At 64.7% G+C, this 16,940-nt stretch carries 12 protein-coding genes; 4 read left to right on the forward strand and 8 right to left on the reverse strand.

Annotated features, from left to right (window positions below; all coding sequences use genetic code 11):
* Positions 1–5: 5 nt before the first annotated feature.
* From ACQKPS_RS14175 to ACQKPS_RS14200, 6 genes are all read right to left on the reverse strand, one after another.
* Positions 6–2,462, reverse strand: a complete 2,457-nt coding sequence (locus tag ACQKPS_RS14175) for an EAL domain-containing protein (RefSeq protein WP_427604528.1) — start codon at positions 2,460–2,462, stop codon at positions 6–8.
* Between the two features lie 156 nt (positions 2,463–2,618).
* Complete coding sequence (locus tag ACQKPS_RS14180) at positions 2,619–4,451, reverse strand: ABC transporter ATP-binding protein (RefSeq protein WP_427604530.1); 1,833 nt, start codon at positions 4,449–4,451, stop codon at positions 2,619–2,621.
* A complete protein-coding gene (locus tag ACQKPS_RS14185; protein ID WP_176507388.1) occupies positions 4,444–5,076 on the reverse strand; it encodes a DsbA family protein in 633 nt (210 codons plus the stop codon). The genes ACQKPS_RS14180 and ACQKPS_RS14185 overlap by 8 nt, the downstream gene beginning before the upstream one ends.
* A 3-nt stretch (positions 5,077–5,079) precedes the next feature.
* Positions 5,080–6,012 carry a rhodanese-related sulfurtransferase gene (locus tag ACQKPS_RS14190; RefSeq protein ID WP_054886396.1) on the reverse strand — a complete coding sequence of 311 codons (933 nt, stop codon included), beginning with the start codon at positions 6,010–6,012 and terminating at the stop codon, positions 5,080–5,082.
* A gap of 109 nt (positions 6,013–6,121) precedes the next feature.
* A complete protein-coding gene (locus ACQKPS_RS14195) occupies positions 6,122–6,418 on the reverse strand; it encodes a BolA family protein (protein WP_176507390.1) in 297 nt (98 codons plus the stop codon).
* A gap of 10 nt (positions 6,419–6,428) precedes the next feature.
* Positions 6,429–6,953: a DUF2059 domain-containing protein gene (locus ACQKPS_RS14200; protein WP_027918170.1), complete on the reverse strand. Its 525-nt coding sequence runs from the start codon at positions 6,951–6,953 to the stop codon at positions 6,429–6,431.
* A 153-nt stretch (positions 6,954–7,106) separates the two neighbouring features.
* On the opposite strand from ACQKPS_RS14200, the gene ACQKPS_RS14205 reads away from it, so the two are divergent.
* On the forward strand, positions 7,107–8,501 hold the full coding sequence (locus ACQKPS_RS14205) for a class II fumarate hydratase (protein WP_254481019.1): 1,395 nt from the start codon (positions 7,107–7,109) through the stop codon (positions 8,499–8,501).
* Positions 8,502–8,573: 72 nt separating this feature from the next.
* On the opposite strand, the gene ACQKPS_RS14210 is transcribed toward ACQKPS_RS14205, so the two are convergent.
* Positions 8,574–9,527, reverse strand: coding sequence for a DMT family transporter (locus ACQKPS_RS14210; RefSeq protein WP_427604533.1), 954 nt, complete (start codon positions 9,525–9,527; stop codon positions 8,574–8,576).
* A gap of 117 nt (positions 9,528–9,644) precedes the next feature.
* Positions 9,645–11,138 (reverse strand): polyphosphate:AMP phosphotransferase, encoded by a 1,494-nt coding sequence (gene pap / locus ACQKPS_RS14215; RefSeq protein WP_254481021.1) that lies wholly within the window; start codon positions 11,136–11,138, stop codon positions 9,645–9,647.
* A gap of 106 nt (positions 11,139–11,244) precedes the next feature.
* Between pap and mnmC the strand changes: the two genes are divergently transcribed.
* The 3 genes from mnmC (at position 11,245) to ngg (ending at position 16,884) form a co-directional block, all read left to right on the forward strand.
* Positions 11,245–13,212, forward strand: coding sequence for a bifunctional tRNA (5-methylaminomethyl-2-thiouridine)(34)-methyltransferase MnmD/FAD-dependent 5-carboxymethylaminomethyl-2-thiouridine(34) oxidoreductase MnmC (gene mnmC, locus ACQKPS_RS14220; RefSeq protein ID WP_254481022.1), 1,968 nt, complete (start codon positions 11,245–11,247; stop codon positions 13,210–13,212).
* 135 nt (positions 13,213–13,347) lie between these two features.
* Positions 13,348–15,135 (forward strand): N-acetylglutaminylglutamine amidotransferase, encoded by a 1,788-nt coding sequence (locus ACQKPS_RS14225; protein WP_254481023.1) that lies wholly within the window; start codon positions 13,348–13,350, stop codon positions 15,133–15,135.
* A 3-nt stretch (positions 15,136–15,138) separates the two neighbouring features.
* Positions 15,139–16,884 carry an N-acetylglutaminylglutamine synthetase gene (gene ngg, locus ACQKPS_RS14230; RefSeq protein ID WP_427604536.1) on the forward strand — a complete coding sequence of 582 codons (1,746 nt, stop codon included), beginning with the start codon at positions 15,139–15,141 and terminating at the stop codon, positions 16,882–16,884.
* Positions 16,885–16,940 lie beyond the last annotated feature (56 nt).

Here is a 16,940-nt window from a genome sequence, read left to right on the forward strand (position 1 = left end):
CGTGTTCAGCGAAAAGTACCTGGCGCCCGATGCAGCAAGGGCCGCGCAGCAATCCGTTGGCGCTGCAGACTGTCGCAGGTGAACACCTGCGGTCGTTCAATCAGATAGCCCTGGGCGTAATCCACGCCGATCTCCTGCAAGGCCTGCTCGATCAACGGTGTTTCGACGAACTCGGCGATGGTCCGCTTGCCCATGACGTGGCCGATGTGATTGATCACCTCGACCATGGCACGATTGACCGGGTCGTCGAGCATATCTTTGACAAAACTTCCGTCGATCTTCAAGAAGTCGACAGGTAAATGTTTCAAATAGGCAAATGACGACATCCCGGCACAGAAGTCATCCAGCGAGAACTTGCAACCCAGCCCCTTCAATTCATTGATGAAGCGGATTGCACTGCCCAGGTTGGCGATGGCACTGGTCTCGGTGATCTCGAAGCAGATCATGCGCGGCGGAATGGCATATTCGACGAACAACCGCTGCAGATACTCGAGGAACTTGTCGTCGCCGATGCTCGTTCCCGAAAGGTTTATCGCGCACATGGCCAGCGGCCCCTCACGCCCTTCATCCAGGCATTGGCGGATGACCTGGAACACGTTGCGCACCACCCAGCGGTCCAGCGCCGTCATCAGGCCATAGCGCTCGGCGGCCGGGATGAAACTGTCGGGGAGGATGGTGCGCCCGCTTTCGTCATGCAGGCGCAGCAGTATCTCGATATGGCCCGGACCCTCGATGTCTTTCAGCGCGGCGATTTCCTGGCAATAGAGGCAGAAGCGGTTCTCCTCCAGGGCCACGTGCAGGCGCTGGATCCAGGCCATCTCGCCAAAGCGCATGGACAGCTCGCTGTCGTCGGCGTGGTATACCTGTACCCGGTTACGGCCCTTTTCCTTGGCCATGTAGCAGGCCATGTCGGCAGCTCGCAACGAGGCCTCCAGTGTGCCCGGCACCTGCGCGATGTGCACCAGGCCGATACTGACAGTGGTCACGAACGGCCTGCCCTTCCACACGAAGTGCAGGCTCTGCACAGCCTGGCGCAAGTTCTCGGCGATGCGCTCGGACTGTTCGGACGGGCAATTTTCCAGCAGCACGCCAAATTCATCACCGCCCAGGCGCGCCAGGGTGTCGCCTTCGCGCAACCCTGACTGCAGCACCGCGCAAATGTGCCTGAGCAGCTCGTCGCCCGCCGCATGGCCACTGGTGTCGTTGACCAGCTTGAACTGGTCGAGGTCGAGGAACATCAGGGAATGTCGCCCGGCCTGACGCACCAGGCTATTGAGCGCCTGTTCCAGGCGGTATTCGAATTCGCGACGGTTGGCCAGGCCAGTCAAGGCATCATGGGTGGCTTGCCACGACAGGTTGGCGATGTACTGGCGTTCCTGGGTCATGTCGTGCAGCACCAGCACGATGCCCGCCACCTGGTCGTTGTTGATGATCGGCGAGCCGACCAGGTTGACCGAGACCGTGCTGCCATCAAGACGCTGGATCAGCCGGGCATGCTCGGCGCCGCCCTTGAGGCTGCCGCTGAGCACCTGTTCGACCAGCGTGCTGCCTTCACCCTCCTCCTGCTCGTCGAGCAGGCTGAACAGCGCCCCCAACGGTAGCCCCAGGGCCTGCCCGGATTGCCAGTGGGTCAACTGCTCGGCAGCGGGGTTCATGTAGCCGATATTGCCCTCCACATCGGCGGTGATCACCGCGTCACCAATCGCCTCGAGGGTAATCTGCGCCCGTTCCTTCTCCTCCCGCAGGGCATTGGCGAAGGCCTGGCGCTGGGCCAGCAGCTTGCTCGAACGGCGCCAGGCAAAGGTGATGAGGAACAGCGCAGTCAGCAGGTTGGTGACCAGCAGCACCCGCAGCAGCATCCGCGAGCCTTCGCCCAACGCATCGCTGAATGCCTTGGCGGCCGGCGTGACGCCTTCGTTGATCGCGACGATGCGGGCTTTCCAGTTGTCGAGCTGGGCAGCGCTGACCTGCCCCGCAGCAAAACCGGCGTGCATTTCGCTGGCCAGCATATCGAGCTTGATCAGGTAATCATCGCCGATGTTCCAGTAATCGATCGCCGTCTGCATGTAGCTGACCTGGCGGAAATTACGGTAGAACCAGATGATCCGGTCGACATCGTCCGGGTGGTTGCCCCCCTGCAGCACAGCCTGACGGGCACCTTCCAGGTCCGGGCTGGCCTGGTCGAGCAATTCACGCAGTTCGTGGTCGCCCTGGGGCACCGTCATGACCTGGCGATAGCGCTGATAGGTACGCTCGTCGCGGTCATCGGCATACAGGTTGAGGTAATAGATGGCGTCTTTCTGCGCCTTGGACCAAAGGCTTTCACCGGCGACGTAGGCACGCACCGCCGACAACGCATAAAGGCTGAGGCTACCCAGCAACACCTGGAACACGACAACGGCGATGAAGGGCCAGATGATACCTGCCAACCTAGGCGCTTCTTGTGTGCGATTTCCCTTCATTTAGTCCCTGTCGCAGAGCAGATAAGACTTTGAATCAACCCAGACAAGCACAGCGTAGGCCATTTGCCATCTGAGTGGAGGGGAATTTTGGGGGGAGTTCGCCGAGGGATGGTCGGCGCCTGATAAATCGAGCGCCCCACCACAAAACCCAAGCCGTCAGGTCTGCTGCAGATGCCCATACAGCTTGGCATACAACCCACCCTCGGCAATCAGCTGCTGATGGTCGCCATCCTCGGCCACATGGCCACCGTCGAATACCAGCACGCGGTCGGCCTGTTTCACCGCCGACAAGCGGTGCGCGATGATCAGCGTGGTCCGGCCATTGAGGAAGCGCGCCAATGCCTGGTGCAGGTTGTACTCGGTGGCAGCATCCAGCGCCGAGGTGGCTTCATCGAGAATCACTACCTTGGGCTCGGCCAGGACCATGCGGGCGATCGCCAGGCGCTGGCGCTGGCCACCGGACAAGCGCACACCCGAGCGGCCGACCACGCTGTCCAGCCCTTGCGGCAGGGCGGCAATGGTGGCGTCGAGCTGGGCGATGCGCAGTGCCTGCCAGCACGCGTCGTCAGTGCATTCGCGGCCCATGGTCAGGTTGGCGCGCACGCTGTCGTTGAACAGCGAGGGGTGCTGCAGCACCACCGCGACATTCTCGCGCAGGGTCTCAAGGCCGATTTCCTGCAGGCTGGCACCGCCAAAGCGGATGGTCCCGGCCTGCGCGCTGTACAGGCCCAGCAGCAACTGCACCAGGGTACTCTTGCCGCCCCCACTGGCACCGACGATGGCCACCTTCTCACCGGGGGCAATGGCCAGGTTCAGCTGGTCCAGCACCGGCTCGTCGGCATAGGCAAAGCGCAGGTCGCGCACCTCGATACCCACCGTCTCGCGGCCGCTGAACGGGTCACAGGACGCCGGGTACTGCGGCTCGTCGGCCCGCGACAGCAGCTCATTGAGCCGGCTCAGCGCACCGCCGGCGGCGTAGTAGGCATATTGCAGGTTGAGCAGCTGTTCCACCGGGCCGATCATGAACCACAGGTAGCTGAACACCGCCAGCATCTGGCCGATCGACAGGTCGGAAAACAGCACGGTCAGCATCGCCGCCGCACGGAAGATATCGATACCGAACTGGAACAGCAGACCACTGGCGCGGCCGCTGGCATCGCTCTTCCATTGCGATTCCACGGCATAGTCGCGCACTTCACGGGCCCGCAGGCCAAGGCGGCCGAGGAAATAGCCCTGGCGGTTGCCGGCACGGATTTCCTGGATGGCATCCAGGGTCTCCGACAACGCCTGGGTAAAGCGCGAGGTGCTGTCGTTCTCGAGTTTCTTCAGGTGCTTGACGCGTTTGCCCAACTGCACGGTGAAGTAGATCACCAGCGGGTTGAACAACAGGATCAGCAACGCCAGTTTCCAGTGCATCCAGATCAGGATCGCCGCCGTGCCGGTGAGGGTCAGCATGGCCACCAGGAAGCGGCTCAAGGTCTCGCCGACAAACTTGTCGAGGGTATCCAGGTCAGTGACCAGGTGCGTGGTCACGGTGCCGCTGCCGAGGCTTTCATATTCCTTCAGCGAGATGCGCTTGAGGCGCTCGATCAGGCGAATGCGCAAACGGTAGACGATGTCCTTGGCCAAGCCGGCGAACAGCTTGGCCTGCACCACGTTGAAGGCCAGCGCCGCCAGGCGCAGGCACAAGGTGGCCACCAGCATCAGGCCGATGTAGCCGGCCGCCACCTGCCAGGCGCTTGGCAGCAGGTGGTTCATCCATTTCAGCGCGGCATCGCCGTGCCCGAGCAGCACTTCGTCAACCAGCAACGGCAACAGCAACGGGATCGGCACGGCACAGCAGGCTGCCAGTACGGCGACCAGGTTGGCGGTCCAGAGGTTTTTCTTGTGATGCAGGGCCAGGCGACGGATTTCCGCCCAGCTCAGGCGATCGGACACAGCGGCGGGCTTCCCTGGCACAGGGTCGGGCGACCCTGGCAGATCAAGCACAGACGGCCTGCTGTAGCCAGCGGCCAAGCAGCGGTTGCAGGCTGTCCAGCGGCTGGTAGCCGTTGGTCAGCAGTGCCAGCTGGCCGTTGCGCTCAGCCAGCAGGGTCGGGAAGCCGGCGATGCCAAGGTCCTGCACCCAGCTGAAGTCCGCGCTGGTGGCGGCGCGAATGTCATGGCTGGTGAACTGCTGGGCGAAACGCTCGCGGTCGAAGCCGGCCTGTTCGGCCAGTTCGACCAGTTGCGGGGCGCGAGTGACATCCACGCCCTGCTCGTAGAAAGCGCGCTGGATCAGCCCCAGCAGCGGCCAGACACGCTCGGCATCCAGCTCGCGGGCCGTGACCAGGGCGCGGCAGGCAGGCTCGGTGTCGTAGACAAAGCCGTCAGGCATGGCGCCATCGAAACGGAACGGCTGCCCGGTGGCCTCGGCCACCGCCTGCCAGTGCTCTAGGATGTACTTGCGGGTCGAACCATCCAGCGCGCTGCCGCCTGTGCGCAGGCCGCCCGGCACCAGGCGGGTACTGACGCCCGCCTCGGCGGCCTGTGCGATCAGGGCCGCAGCCACTGGTGCGAAACCCCAGCACCAGGAGCACATCGGGTCCATCACATAGATCAGGCGGGCGGTCATGGTTCAAGCCTCGGCTTTGTAGTTGTAACCAATCGGGTGCGGCTGGTTGCGGGCCTTGGCCAGCTCGATCTGCTTCTGCCGGTCGATGGCGCTGCGGCGGGTCTTTTCGCTCAGGGTGTCCCAGCAATGCGGGCAGCTCACGCCTGGCGAATAGTGCTCCGATTCGCGGTCCTTGGCATCGACCGGGTGGCGGCAGGCATGGCACTGGTCGTACTCGCCTTCGCTCAGGTCATGGCGCACCGTGACGCGGTTGTCGAAGACGAAGCAGTCGCCGTCCCAGAGGCTCTCTTCCTGAGGCACTTCCTCGAAGTATTTCAGGATGCCACCTTTAAGATGATAGACCTCCTCGAAGCCTTCACCGAGCATATAGCTGGACGCTTTTTCGCAACGGATGCCGCCGGTGCAGAACATCGCGACCTTCTTGTGCTTGCTTGGGTCGAAGTTGGCCTTGATGTACTCTGGGAATTCGCGGAAGGTCTCGGTCTTCGGGTCGATGGCGCCCTTGAAGGTGCCGATGGCCACTTCGTAGTCGTTGCGGGTATCGATCAGCAACACTTCCGGGTCGCTGATCAGGGCGTTCCAGTCCTTGGGCTCGACATAGGTGCCGACGGCCTGGTTCGGGTCGACGCCCGGCACGCCGAGGGTGACGATCTCTTTCTTGAGCTTGACCTTGGTGCGGTAGAACGGCTGCTCGTCGCAGTAGGATTCCTTATGGTCGACATCAGCCAGGCGCGGGTCGTTGCGCAGCCAGGCGAGCAAGCCGTCGATGCCCTCGCGCGTGGCCGAAACGGTGCCGTTGATGCCTTCATGGGCCAGCAGCAAGGTGCCTTTGACGCCGTTGTCGAGCATGGTCTTGAGCAGCGGCTCTCGCAGCTCGACGTAGTCTTCCAGGGTGACGAACTTGTACAGCGCCGCCACGACGATAGCTTGGGACATGAAATCGGTTCTCCAGGTGGTCACCCTCGTAAGGGGCGGACCGGAATGACAAATAAAAACGCGCCGGCAAGCGGCGCGTGGTGCAGTCTAACAGAATGCCGGAAAGGATTCAGTGCCCGCCGCCAGCACACACCGGTGAGGCAGGTGCCACACCCACCTTGGCCCACTCTTCGGCCGTGTAGGTGTGAATCGCCAGGGCGTGGATCTCGCCCATCAGCTCGCCCATGGTGGCGTAGACCTTCTGGTGGCGCTTGACGCTGTTGAGCCCGGCGAACTGCTCGCTGACGATCACTGCCTTGTAGTGGGTTTCCTGGCCACGGCTGTGCATGTGGCTTTCGTTGTGCACTTCAAGGTGTTGCGGGGCCAGCGCGGCCAGTTGCTGCTCGATGCGGTGCTGCATGCTCATTGGGTGTGACTCACTTCTTGGCCGGGGCTGCGGCCTTGCCAGCGTTCGGGTCCAGCTCCTTGGTCATGTCGTCGAGCAGCTTGTTGACCACAGGCACCGCCGGTTCCAGGCTGGTCTGGGTCAGCTGGGCGGACTGCTGGGTGACCTTGGGCATTTCACGCAGGACTTTCTTGCCCAGCGGCGACTCGTAGAACTTGACCAGGTCCTTGAGCTCCTGCTCGGTGAAGGTCTGGGTGTACAGGTCAACCATCTTCGGCTTCAGCTTGTTCCAGCCGATGGCGTTGTCCAGGGCAGCGTTGGCCTTGGCCTGGTAGCTCTCGAGCACCGGCTGCTTGGAGGCCGGCGCCTTGGTCTGGGCGAAACGCTGGGCGAACATCTGCTGGACCTGCATGTACACCGGAGTGCCCAGCTTGTCGGCATTGGCCAGGGTCAGGAATTTCTCGGCGGCAGCATTGTGGCTGGCGGTGGCAGCGAGTACCTGGCCGCTGGCACAAGCCAGGGCGACGGCAGCACAGAGGACACGGAGACGGGTCATTGCATTTCCTTCAGGAGGGGGAGGCGGTACCTCAGAGAAGAGCATTCTGCTCCCGCAAGGGCGCAGCGCTCAAGTGGCACGACGAGCGAATGAACCGCTCGCACGCATGAGGGCCTAAACTGCTGATTCTGACTGACAAGGAGTGAACGCAGCATGAGCCGTATCGAGACAGACAGCCTGGGCCCGGTCGAAGTTCCTGAGGACGCCTACTGGGGCGCGCAGACCCAGCGCTCGCTGATCAACTTTGCCATTGGCAAGGAACGCATGCCGCTCGCGGTGCTGCACGCCCTGGCGCTGATCAAGAAAGCCGCCGCGCGGGTCAACGACCGCAATGGCGACCTGCCCGCCGACATCGCCCGGCTGATCGAACAAGCCGCCGACGAAGTGCTCGATGGCGAACATGACGACCAGTTCCCGCTGGTGGTCTGGCAGACCGGCAGCGGCACCCAGAGCAACATGAACGTCAACGAGGTGATCGCCGGGCGCGCCAACGAGCTGGCCGGCAAAGGCCGTGGCGGCAAGGCGCCAGTCCATCCCAACGATCACGTCAACCGCTCGCAGAGCTCCAACGACTGTTTCCCCACCGCCATGCACATCGCCGCCGCCCAGGCGGTACACGACAAGCTGCTGCCGGCGATCGCCGAGCTGTCGTCGGGCCTGGCCGAGCTGTCGGCGCGCCACGGCAAGCTGGTCAAGACCGGCCGCACGCACATGATGGACGCCACGCCGATCACCTTCGGCCAGGAGGTGTCGGCCTTCGTCGCCCAGCTCGACTACGCCCAGCGCGCCATCCGCGCCACCTTGCCGGCGGTGTGCGAGCTGGCGCAGGGCGGCACCGCCGTCGGCACCGGGCTGAACGCTCCGCATGGTTTTGCCGAGGCCGTGGCCGCCGAGCTGGCCGCCCTCTCCGGCCTGCCCTTCGTCACCGCCCCGAACAAGTTCGCCGCCCTTGCCGGCCATGAACCGCTGACCAGCCTGGCCGGTGCGCTGAAGACCCTGGCGGTGGCGCTGATGAAGATTGCCAACGACCTGCGCCTGCTCGGTTCCGGCCCGCGAGCCGGGCTGGCCGAAGTGCGCCTGCCGGCCAACGAGCCAGGCAGCTCGATCATGCCCGGCAAGGTCAACCCGACCCAGTGCGAGGCGCTGTCGATGCTGGCCTGCCAAGTATTGGGCAACGACGCGGCAATCGGCTTTGCCGCCAGCCAGGGTCATCTGCAACTGAACGTGTTCAAGCCGGTGATCATTCACAACCTGCTGCAATCGATCGAGCTGCTGGCCGATGGCTGCCGTAACTTCCAGCAGCATTGTGTGGCCGGGATCGAGCCGGATGCCGAGCAGATGGCGGCGCATCTGGAGCGCGGCCTGATGCTGGTGACGGCGCTGAACCCGCACATTGGCTATGACAAGGCGGCGGAGATAGCCAAGAAGGCCTACAGCGAAGGCAAGACCTTGCGTGAGGCGGCGCTGGAGTTGAAGTACCTGACCAACGAGCAGTTCGACCAGTGGGTAAGGCCAGAGAACATGCTGGCGCCCGGTGGCAAGGGCTGATTGATGTAAAGCCTGTGCCGGCCTCTTCGCGGCGGTTCGGCGCGAAGAGGCCGGCACAGGCAACCCTGCAATTCAAGCCAGTCGTGCCCTTCTGGCCCGCCACCCGGCCACCAGCGATGGCCCCAGCGCCACCAGGGTCGACCCCGCCACCACCGTCACCGCACCTATATAGCCCAGGGTGTTGATGTCTTCGGCGTGCACGTACTCAGGCCACACCATGGCCGCCAGCGCCACCGCGACAAAGGTCACCAACGGTGTCAGCGCCAGCGTGGCACTCACACGCGACGCCTCCCAATGCGCCAACGCCTCGGCAAACGCGCCATAGGCCACCAGGGTGTTCAGGCAACAGGCCAGCAACAGCCACCCCTGCACCGGGCTCAATTGCAGCGCCTCCAGTGGATGCACCCAAGGCGTCAGCAGCGCCGCACAACTCAGGTAGATGACCATCATCACCTGCTGCGAATGCCACACCGTCAGCAGCTGCTTCTGGCTCAGGGCATAGAACACCCAGATGCTGGTGGCCAGGAGAATGGTCAGGACACCCGTGGTGTAAGTGCCCAGCGAGGTCAGCAGCTCTTCCAGGCGCTGATTGAAGAACAAGCCGAAACCGAACAACAGCACCAGCAGGCCAATGCCCTGGCCCAGGCTGAAGCGCTCCTTGAACACGAACACGCTGGCCACCAGCAACAGCACCGGGCCGATCTGCACCACCAGCTGGGCAGTGCCCGGGCTCAGCAGGTTCAGACCGATCAGGTACAACACATAGTTGCCCATCAAGCCGAACACGGCGACCACGACCAGGGCCCTGCCTTTGGGCGCCAGCTTGCGCAGCGATGGCAGGCGCCGCTGGGCGGCCAGCCAGGCGAACAGCACGCCGCCGGAGACCAGCAGGCGATACCAGGTGACGGTCATCGGGTCGACCACCTGCAGCACCTGCTTGAGCTTGATCGGCAGGATGCCCCAGAGCAGCGCGGTCAGCAGTGCCAGAAACAGGCCGTAGCCCCAACGGCCGGAAGTTGTGTGCATACAGTCCTCGAATGTGCCCTTGGTGGGGGTAACCGGATTCTAAGGGCTTGGAGCACCGCGCCGGAGGAAAATGCCGGGAAATAAATTCATCGGGTCATTCCACGGCGGCATGCCTGGCTATTTCTTGTCCTTGGCGAACGCTGCCTCCAGGGCTTGGTTGATCGTGCGCAGCACCTTCACCCGCGCCCAGCGCTTGTCGTTGGCTTCGACAAGCGTCCACGGTGCGATCTCGCTGCTGGTGCGGTCGACCATGTCGCCCACGGCCTGGGCGTAATCGTCCCATTTGTCGCGGTTGCGCCAGTCGTCTTCGGTGATCTTGTAGCGCTTGAACGGGATCTGCTCGCGCTCTTCAAAGCGCTCCAGCTGGGTCTGCTGGTCGATCGCCAGCCAGAACTTGACCACCACCACGCCGGCATTCACCAGTTGCTCTTCGAAGTCATTGATTTCGCTGTAGGCACGCATCCAGTCGGCCGGGGTGCAGAAGCCCTCCACCCGCTCCACCAGCACCCGGCCGTACCAGGAGCGGTCGAAGATGGTGAACTTGCCGCGCGCCGGGATGTGCCGCCAGAACCGCCACAGGTATGGCTGCGCACGCTCTTCTTCGGTGGGCGCGGCAATCGGCACGATGCGGTACTGGCGTGGGTCCAGCGCGGCCGCCACCCGGCGGATGGCGCCGCCCTTGCCGGCAGCATCGTTGCCTTCGAACACCGCCACCAGGGCATGCCGGCGCATGCGCTTGTCGCGCAGCAGGCCGGCCAGGCGGGCTTGCTCGGTGACCAGCTGCTCCTGATAGTCTTGCTTGTCCAAACGCACGCTCAGGTCCAGGGCACCGAGCAGGCTGCGCTGATCGATGCTCCGGCCCAGCGGGGCGACGTTACCCTGGTGCTTGCCCTTGGGGTTGTTGGCCAGCGCCGCCTGCAGGCTTTCCAGCAGGATGCGCCCCACCGCCAGGCTGCGGTAGTTCGGGTCGACGCCTTCGACGATATGCCACGGCGCGTAGTCGCGGCTGGTGCGGCGCAGCACGCGTTCGCCGAAGCGCACGAAACGGTCGTAGGTTTCCGACTGCTGCCAGTCCAGCGGGCTGATCTTCCAGCTGTGCAGCGGGTCGTCCTTGAGCGATTTCAGGCGCGCCTTCATCTGCTTCTTGGACAGGTGGAACCAGAACTTGATGATCAGTGCGCCTTCGTCGCAGAGCATCTGTTCAAGCCGTTCGGCACCGGTGATGGCCTGGTCGAGCACGGCGTCCTTGAACTGGCCATGGACCCGCCCCTGCAACATCTGGCTGTACCAGTTGCCGAAGAACACGCCCATCCGCCCTTTGGGTGGCAACGCCCGCCAGTAACGCCAGGCCGGTGGCCGGGCCAGTTCTTCATCGGTCTGCTGGTCGAAGGTGAGCACGTCGATCATGCGCGGGTCCATCCACTCGTTGAGCAGCTTGACCGTTTCGCCCTTGCCGGCGCCTTCGATGCCATTGATCAGCACGATCACCGGGAAGCGCGCCTGCTGCTTGAGTTCGTACTGCGCCTCAAGCAGCGCTTCGCGCAAGGCAGGCACTTCTGCGTCGTAGGTTTCCTTGTCGATGCTGTGACCGATTTCTGCGGATTCAAACATGCACTGGCTCCTTCATTGGATAAGCAAGACTAGCGGATTTGCGTAGCGCCTGCGCAAACCCGGCAGATGGCATAAAATCCGCACATCCGCTGCAACCGAGCCAACCATGTCCACCCTCCTCCAGCATGCCCAGATCGACTGGGACGACCAGGGCCGCCCCCACTCGCGGCAGTACGACGACGTCTATTTCTCCAAGAATGAAGGCACCGACGAAACCCGCTACGTGTTCCTCGAACAGACCCGCCTGGCGCAGCGCTTCGCCGCCCTGGCCCCACACGGTTGCCTGGTGATCGGCGAGACCGGCTTCGGTACCGGCATGAACTTCTTCTGCGCCTGGCAGCTGTTCACCGAACAGGCCCATGCCGATGCGCGCTTGCATTTCATCAGCGTCGAGAAGTACCCGCTCGGCCGCGACGACATGGCCCGCGCCGCGCGCCTGTGGCCGGAGATGGCGGCCTTCACCGAACCCTTCCTGGCGCAATACGTGGCGGTACACCCAGGCTTCCAGCAGTTCAGTTTCGACAACGGCCGGGTCACCCTGACCCTGCTGATCGGCGACGTACTGGCGCAACTGCCGCAGCTCGACGCCAGCATCGACGTGTGGTTCCTCGACGGCTTTGCCCCCGCGAAGAACCCTGACATGTGGACCCCCGAGCTGTTCGCCCAATTGGCCCGGCTGGCCCACCCCGGCACCGCGCTGGGTACCTTCACCACCACCGGCTGGGTACGCCGCGGGCTGATCGATGCTGGCTTCACCATGAAGAAAATCCCAGGCATCGGCAAGAAGTGGGAGGTGATGAGTGGCGAATACACCGGGCATCCATCGCCGGCCATCGCCGCGCCCTGGTACGCCCGCCCCGCCCCTGTGGCAGGCCCGCGCCAGGCACTGGTGATCGGTGCCGGCCTGGCGGGCAGTGCCAGCGCCGCCAGCCTGGCCGCACGCGGCTGGCAGGTCACGGTGCTGGAGCGCCACGCGGCGCCCGCGCAGGAGGCCTCCGGCAACCCGCAGGGTGTGCTGTACCTGAAGTTGTCCGCCCATGGCACCGCCTTGTCGCAGATGATCCTGGCCGGTTTCGGCTTTACCCGGCGCCAGCTCGAACGGTTGCAGCGTGGCAGCGATTGGGACGCCTGCGGTGTGCTGCAGCTGGCCTTCGACAGCCAGGAAGGCGAGCGCCAGGCCAAACTTGCCGAGGCGTTCGACAGCAGTCTGCTGCGGGCGCTGGGGCAGGCTGATGCCGAAGCGATTGCCGGGGTGGCGCTGCCTGCGGGCGGCCTGTTCTACCCGGAGAGTGGCTGGGTACACCCGCCCGCGTTGTGCCAGGCGCAGCTGCAGCACCCGAACATTCGCGTTCAACTCCATCAGGACGTGGTCGAGCTGCGCAAGGCCGACGGCCTCTGGCAGGCCTGGGATGGCGAGCGTTTGCTGGCCAGCGCGCCGCTGGTGGTACTGGCCGGGGCCGCCGATGTGCGCCGCTTCGCGCCTTGCGCGCAATTGCCGCTCAAGCGCATTCGCGGGCAGATCACGCGCCTGCCCGCCACTGAAGCCAGCCGTGCCTTGCGCACCGTGGTCTGTGCCGATGGCTACGTCGCACCGCCCCGGGGGGATGAGCACACCTTGGGCGCCAGTTTCGACTTCCACAATGATGACCTGACACCGACCGTTGCCGAGCACCAAGGCAACTTGGCGTTGCTGGATGAGATTTCCACCGACCTGGCCTCACGACTGGGCGCGGCGGCACTAGACGCCGAGCGACTGCAGGGCCGGGCAGCGTTTCGGTGTACCAGTCCGGATTACCTGCCGATTGTCGGGCCGGTAGCTGACCCGGCGCTGTTTGCCGAGGCGTATGCCGTGCTCGGCAAGGATGCGCGGCAGGTGCCGGAGGTGGAGTGCCCGTGGCTGGACGGGCTGTATGTGAACACTGGGCATGGATCGCGAGGGTTGATCACCGCGCCGTTGAGTGGCGAGCTGATTGCGGCCTGGGCCAGTGGCGAACCGCTGCCGTTGCCACGGGTGGTGGCCGAGGCCTGCCATCCGAACCGGTTCATCCTGCGCAAGCTGATTCGCGGAAAATGAAACACTGGGGGCCGCTGTGCGGCCCTTGCTTATAACAGATTGATCTAAAACTCCCACAAACCGCACAGGTCAGTTCCTTACAGGGTGCCCTAATCCGGGGCACTCATTCCCCAACGGAAAAACCGGTAAGGACCTATGTGCGGATTAGCAGGAGAGTTGCGTTTCACCCCCATCGACCAAGCCCCTCGCCCAGCCGACCTGGCTGCGGTAGAGCGCATAACCCACCACCTGGCGCCCCGTGGCCCCGACGCCTGGGGCTTCCATAGCCAAGGCCCGATCGCCCTCGGCCACCGCCGCCTGAAGATCATGGACCTGTCCGACGGTTCGGCGCAGCCGATGGTCGACAACACCCTGGGCCTGTCACTGGCCTTCAACGGCGCCATCTACAACTTCCCCGAGCTGCGCCAGGAGCTGCAGGCGCTGGGCTACAGTTTCTGGTCCGACGGCGATACCGAAGTGCTACTCAAGGGCTACCACGCCTGGGGCGCGGCCTTGCTGCCCAAGCTCAACGGCATGTTCGCCCTGGCCATCTGGGAGCGTGACAGCCAGCGCCTGTTCCTGGCCCGTGACCGCCTGGGCGTCAAACCGCTGTACCTGTCGCGCAACGGCGAGCGCCTGCGCTTCGCTTCGACCCTGCCGGCGCTGCTCAAGGGTGGCGACATCGACCCGATGATCGACCCGGTAGCGCTCAACCATTACCTCAACTTCCACGCCGTGGTGCCTGCACCGCGCACGTTGCTGGCCAATGTGCAGAAGCTCGAGCCCGGGACCTGGATGCGCGTCGACCGCCACGGCGAGGTCGAGCGCCAGACCTGGTGGCAACTGCACTACGGCCCCAACCCGGACGAGCGCGACCTCGACCTGGAAGGCTGGACCACCCGCGTGCTCGACGCCACCCGCGACGCCGTGGCCATCCGCCAGCGCGCCGCCGTGGACGTCGGCGTGCTGCTCTCTGGCGGTGTCGATTCCAGCCTGCTGGTCGGCCTGTTGCGCGAGGTCGGCGTGGACGACCTGTCGACCTTCTCCATCGGCTTCGAGGATGCCGGCGGAGAACGCGGTGACGAGTTCCAGTATTCCGACCTGATCGCCAAGCATTACGGCACCCGCCACCACCAGTTGCGCATCGCCGAGCACGAGGTCATCGAGCAGTTGCCCGCGGCCTTCCGTGCCATGAGCGAACCGATGGTCAGCCACGACTGCATCGCCTTCTACCTGCTGTCGCGGGAAGTGGCCAAGCACTGCAAGGGCGTGCAGAGCGGCCAGGGCGCCGACGAACTGTTCGCCGGCTACCACTGGTACCCGAAGGTGAACGGTGCCGAGGATGCCTTCGCCGCCTACCGCGACGCCTTCTTCGACCGCAGCCATGACGAGTACCGCGACACGGTCCAGGCCCCTTGGCTGCTGGAGACCGACGCGGCCGGCGACTTCGTCCGCGAGCACTTCGCCCGCCCCGGCGCCCCTGAAGCGGTGGACAAGGCCTTACGCCTGGACAGTACGGTGATGCTGGTCGACGACCCGGTCAAACGGGTCGACAACATGACCATGGCCTGGGGCCTGGAGGCGCGCACGCCGTTCCTCGACTATCGCCTGGTCGAACTGTCGGCGCGCATTCCGGCACGCTTCAAGCTGCCCGACGGCGGCAAGCAGGTGCTCAAGCAAGCCGCACGGCGGGTGATCCCCCACGAGGTGATCGACCGCAAGAAAGGCTACTTCCCGGTGCCGGGCCTCAAGCATCTGGAAGGCGCAACGCTCGGCTGGGTGCGCGACCTGCTGACCGACCCAAGCCAGGACCGTGGCCTGTTCAACCCGGCCATGCTCGACCGCCTGCTGAGCAACCCGCACGGCCAGCTCACCCCGCTGCGCGGCTCCAAACTGTGGCAGCTGGCAGCCCTGAACCTGTGGCTCAGCGAACAAGGAATCTGACCGATGAAAACCCACGAAATCGCCTACGGTCAGCGCCTTCTGCGCGGCCAGCCGCCGTCCTACGAACGTTTGCAGGCGCGCCTGGCTGGCGACGGCAGCGAGCCCCACGACCAGCCGCGTGTACTGCACTGCGGTTGGGGGCGTCTGCTGATCGGCCACACCTACCCGGACCCAGCCAGCCTGGCCGCCGCCTTGCAGGAGGAGCGCCCCGGCGAGCGCGACATCGCCCTGTACGTGGCTGCCCCCCAGCAGTTGCTGGCCCAAGCACCCCAGCAACTGTTTCTCGACCCCTCCGACACCTTGCGCCTGTGGTTCACCGACTACCGCCCGGCACAACGGGTGTTCCGTGGCTTCCGGGTGCGCCGGGCGCAAAACCCCAGCGACTGGCAGGCGATCAATACCCTGTACCAGGCGCGCGGTATGCTGCCGGTCGACCCCGAGCGGGTCACCCCCCGCCACCTTGGAGGCCCGGTGTACTGGCTGGCCGAGGATGAGGACAACGGCGCGGTGATCGGCAGTGTCATGGGCCTGAACCACAGCAAGGCGTTCGACGATCCCGAACACGGCAGCAGCCTGTGGTGCCTGGCCGTGGACCCTCAGTGCACCCGTCCGGGGGTTGGCGAGGTGCTGGTGCGCCACTTGGTCGAGCATTTCATGAGCCGCGGCCTGGCCTACCTCGACCTGTCGGTGCTGCACGACAACCACCAGGCCAAGCGCCTGTACGAGAAACTCGGTTTCCGCAACCTGCCGACCTTCGCGGTCAAGCGCAAGAATGGCATCAACCAGCAGCTGTTTCTCGGGCCCGGCCCAGAAGCTGGCCTGAATCCTTATGCCCGCATCATCGTCGACGAGGCGTTGCGCCGCGGTATCGAGGTGCACGTCGACGATGCCGCTGCCGGCCTGTTCACCCTCAGCCTGGGCGGGCGCCGGATTCGCTGCCGCGAGTCGCTGAGCGACCTGACCAGCGCCGTGACCATGACCTTGTGCCAGGACAAACGCCTTACCCAGCATGCCCTGCGCAACGCCGGGCTGCAGGTGCCGGCGCAGCAGCTGGCCGGCAATGCCGACGACAACCTGGCGTTTCTCGACGAGCACGGCGCGGTGGTGGTCAAGCCTGTGGATGGCGAGCAGGGCCAGGGGGTGGCGGTCAATCTCACCAGCATCGAAGAAGTGACACAGGCCGTGGAAAGCGCCCGCCGCTTCGACAGCCGGGTGCTGTTGGAGAGCTTCCATGCCGGCAGCGACCTGCGCGTCCTGGTGATCGGCTATGAGGTGGTAGCCGCAGCGATTCGCCACCCGGCCCAGGTGATCGGTGACGGCAAGCACAGCATTCGTCAGCTGATCGAGGCGCAGAGCCGTCGGCGCCAGGCGGCGACCGGTGGCGAAAGCCGCATCCCGCTGGACGACGAGACCGAGCGTACCCTGCACAGTGCCGGGCATGCCTATGACGATGTGCTGCCCGCCGGCCAGCGCCTGGCGGTGCGGCGCACGGCCAACCTGCATACCGGTGGCACTTTGGAAGACGTCACCGACCGCCTGCACCCGGTGCTGGCCGATGCTGCGGTGCGTGCGGCACGGGCGCTGGAAATCCCGGTGGTGGGCCTGGACTTCATGGTCCGCGATGCCGAGCAGCCGGAATACGTGATCATCGAAGCCAACGAGCGGGCCGGGCTGGCCAATCATGAGCCGCAGCCGACGGCCGAGCGGTTTGTCGATTTGCTGTTCCCGCATAGCCGGCCTTTGGCGTAACACATCAATGCCCTCTTCGCGGGTAAACCCGCTCCCACAGGGATTTCACCCCCCCT

The sequence above is a fragment of the Pseudomonas sp. NPDC086566 genome, from assembly GCF_050280885.1.
Classification (GTDB): Bacteria; Pseudomonadota; Gammaproteobacteria; order Pseudomonadales; family Pseudomonadaceae; genus Aquipseudomonas; species Aquipseudomonas vlassakiae.

Coding starts and splice junctions, on each gene's coding strand:
- ACQKPS_RS14200 (WP_027918170.1), bottom strand. CDS start 6,953: ATGACCCGTCTCCGTGTCCTCTGTGCTGCCGTCGCCCTGGCTTGTGCC.
- ngg (WP_427604536.1), top strand. CDS start 15,139: ATGAAAACCCACGAAATCGCCTACGGTCAGCGCCTTCTGCGCGGCCAG.
- pap (WP_254481021.1), bottom strand. CDS start 11,138: ATGTTTGAATCCGCAGAAATCGGTCACAGCATCGACAAGGAAACCTAC.
- ACQKPS_RS14175 (WP_427604528.1), bottom strand. CDS start 2,462: ATGAAGGGAAATCGCACACAAGAAGCGCCTAGGTTGGCAGGTATCATC.
- ACQKPS_RS14195 (WP_176507390.1), bottom strand. CDS start 6,418: ATGAGCATGCAGCACCGCATCGAGCAGCAACTGGCCGCGCTGGCCCCG.
- ACQKPS_RS14210 (WP_427604533.1), bottom strand. CDS start 9,527: ATGCACACAACTTCCGGCCGTTGGGGCTACGGCCTGTTTCTGGCACTG.
- ACQKPS_RS14205 (WP_254481019.1), top strand. CDS start 7,107: ATGAGCCGTATCGAGACAGACAGCCTGGGCCCGGTCGAAGTTCCTGAG.
- mnmC (WP_254481022.1), top strand. CDS start 11,245: ATGTCCACCCTCCTCCAGCATGCCCAGATCGACTGGGACGACCAGGGC.
- ACQKPS_RS14185 (WP_176507388.1), bottom strand. CDS start 5,076: ATGACCGCCCGCCTGATCTATGTGATGGACCCGATGTGCTCCTGGTGC.
- ACQKPS_RS14190 (WP_054886396.1), bottom strand. CDS start 6,012: ATGTCCCAAGCTATCGTCGTGGCGGCGCTGTACAAGTTCGTCACCCTG.
- ACQKPS_RS14225 (WP_254481023.1), top strand. CDS start 13,348: ATGTGCGGATTAGCAGGAGAGTTGCGTTTCACCCCCATCGACCAAGCC.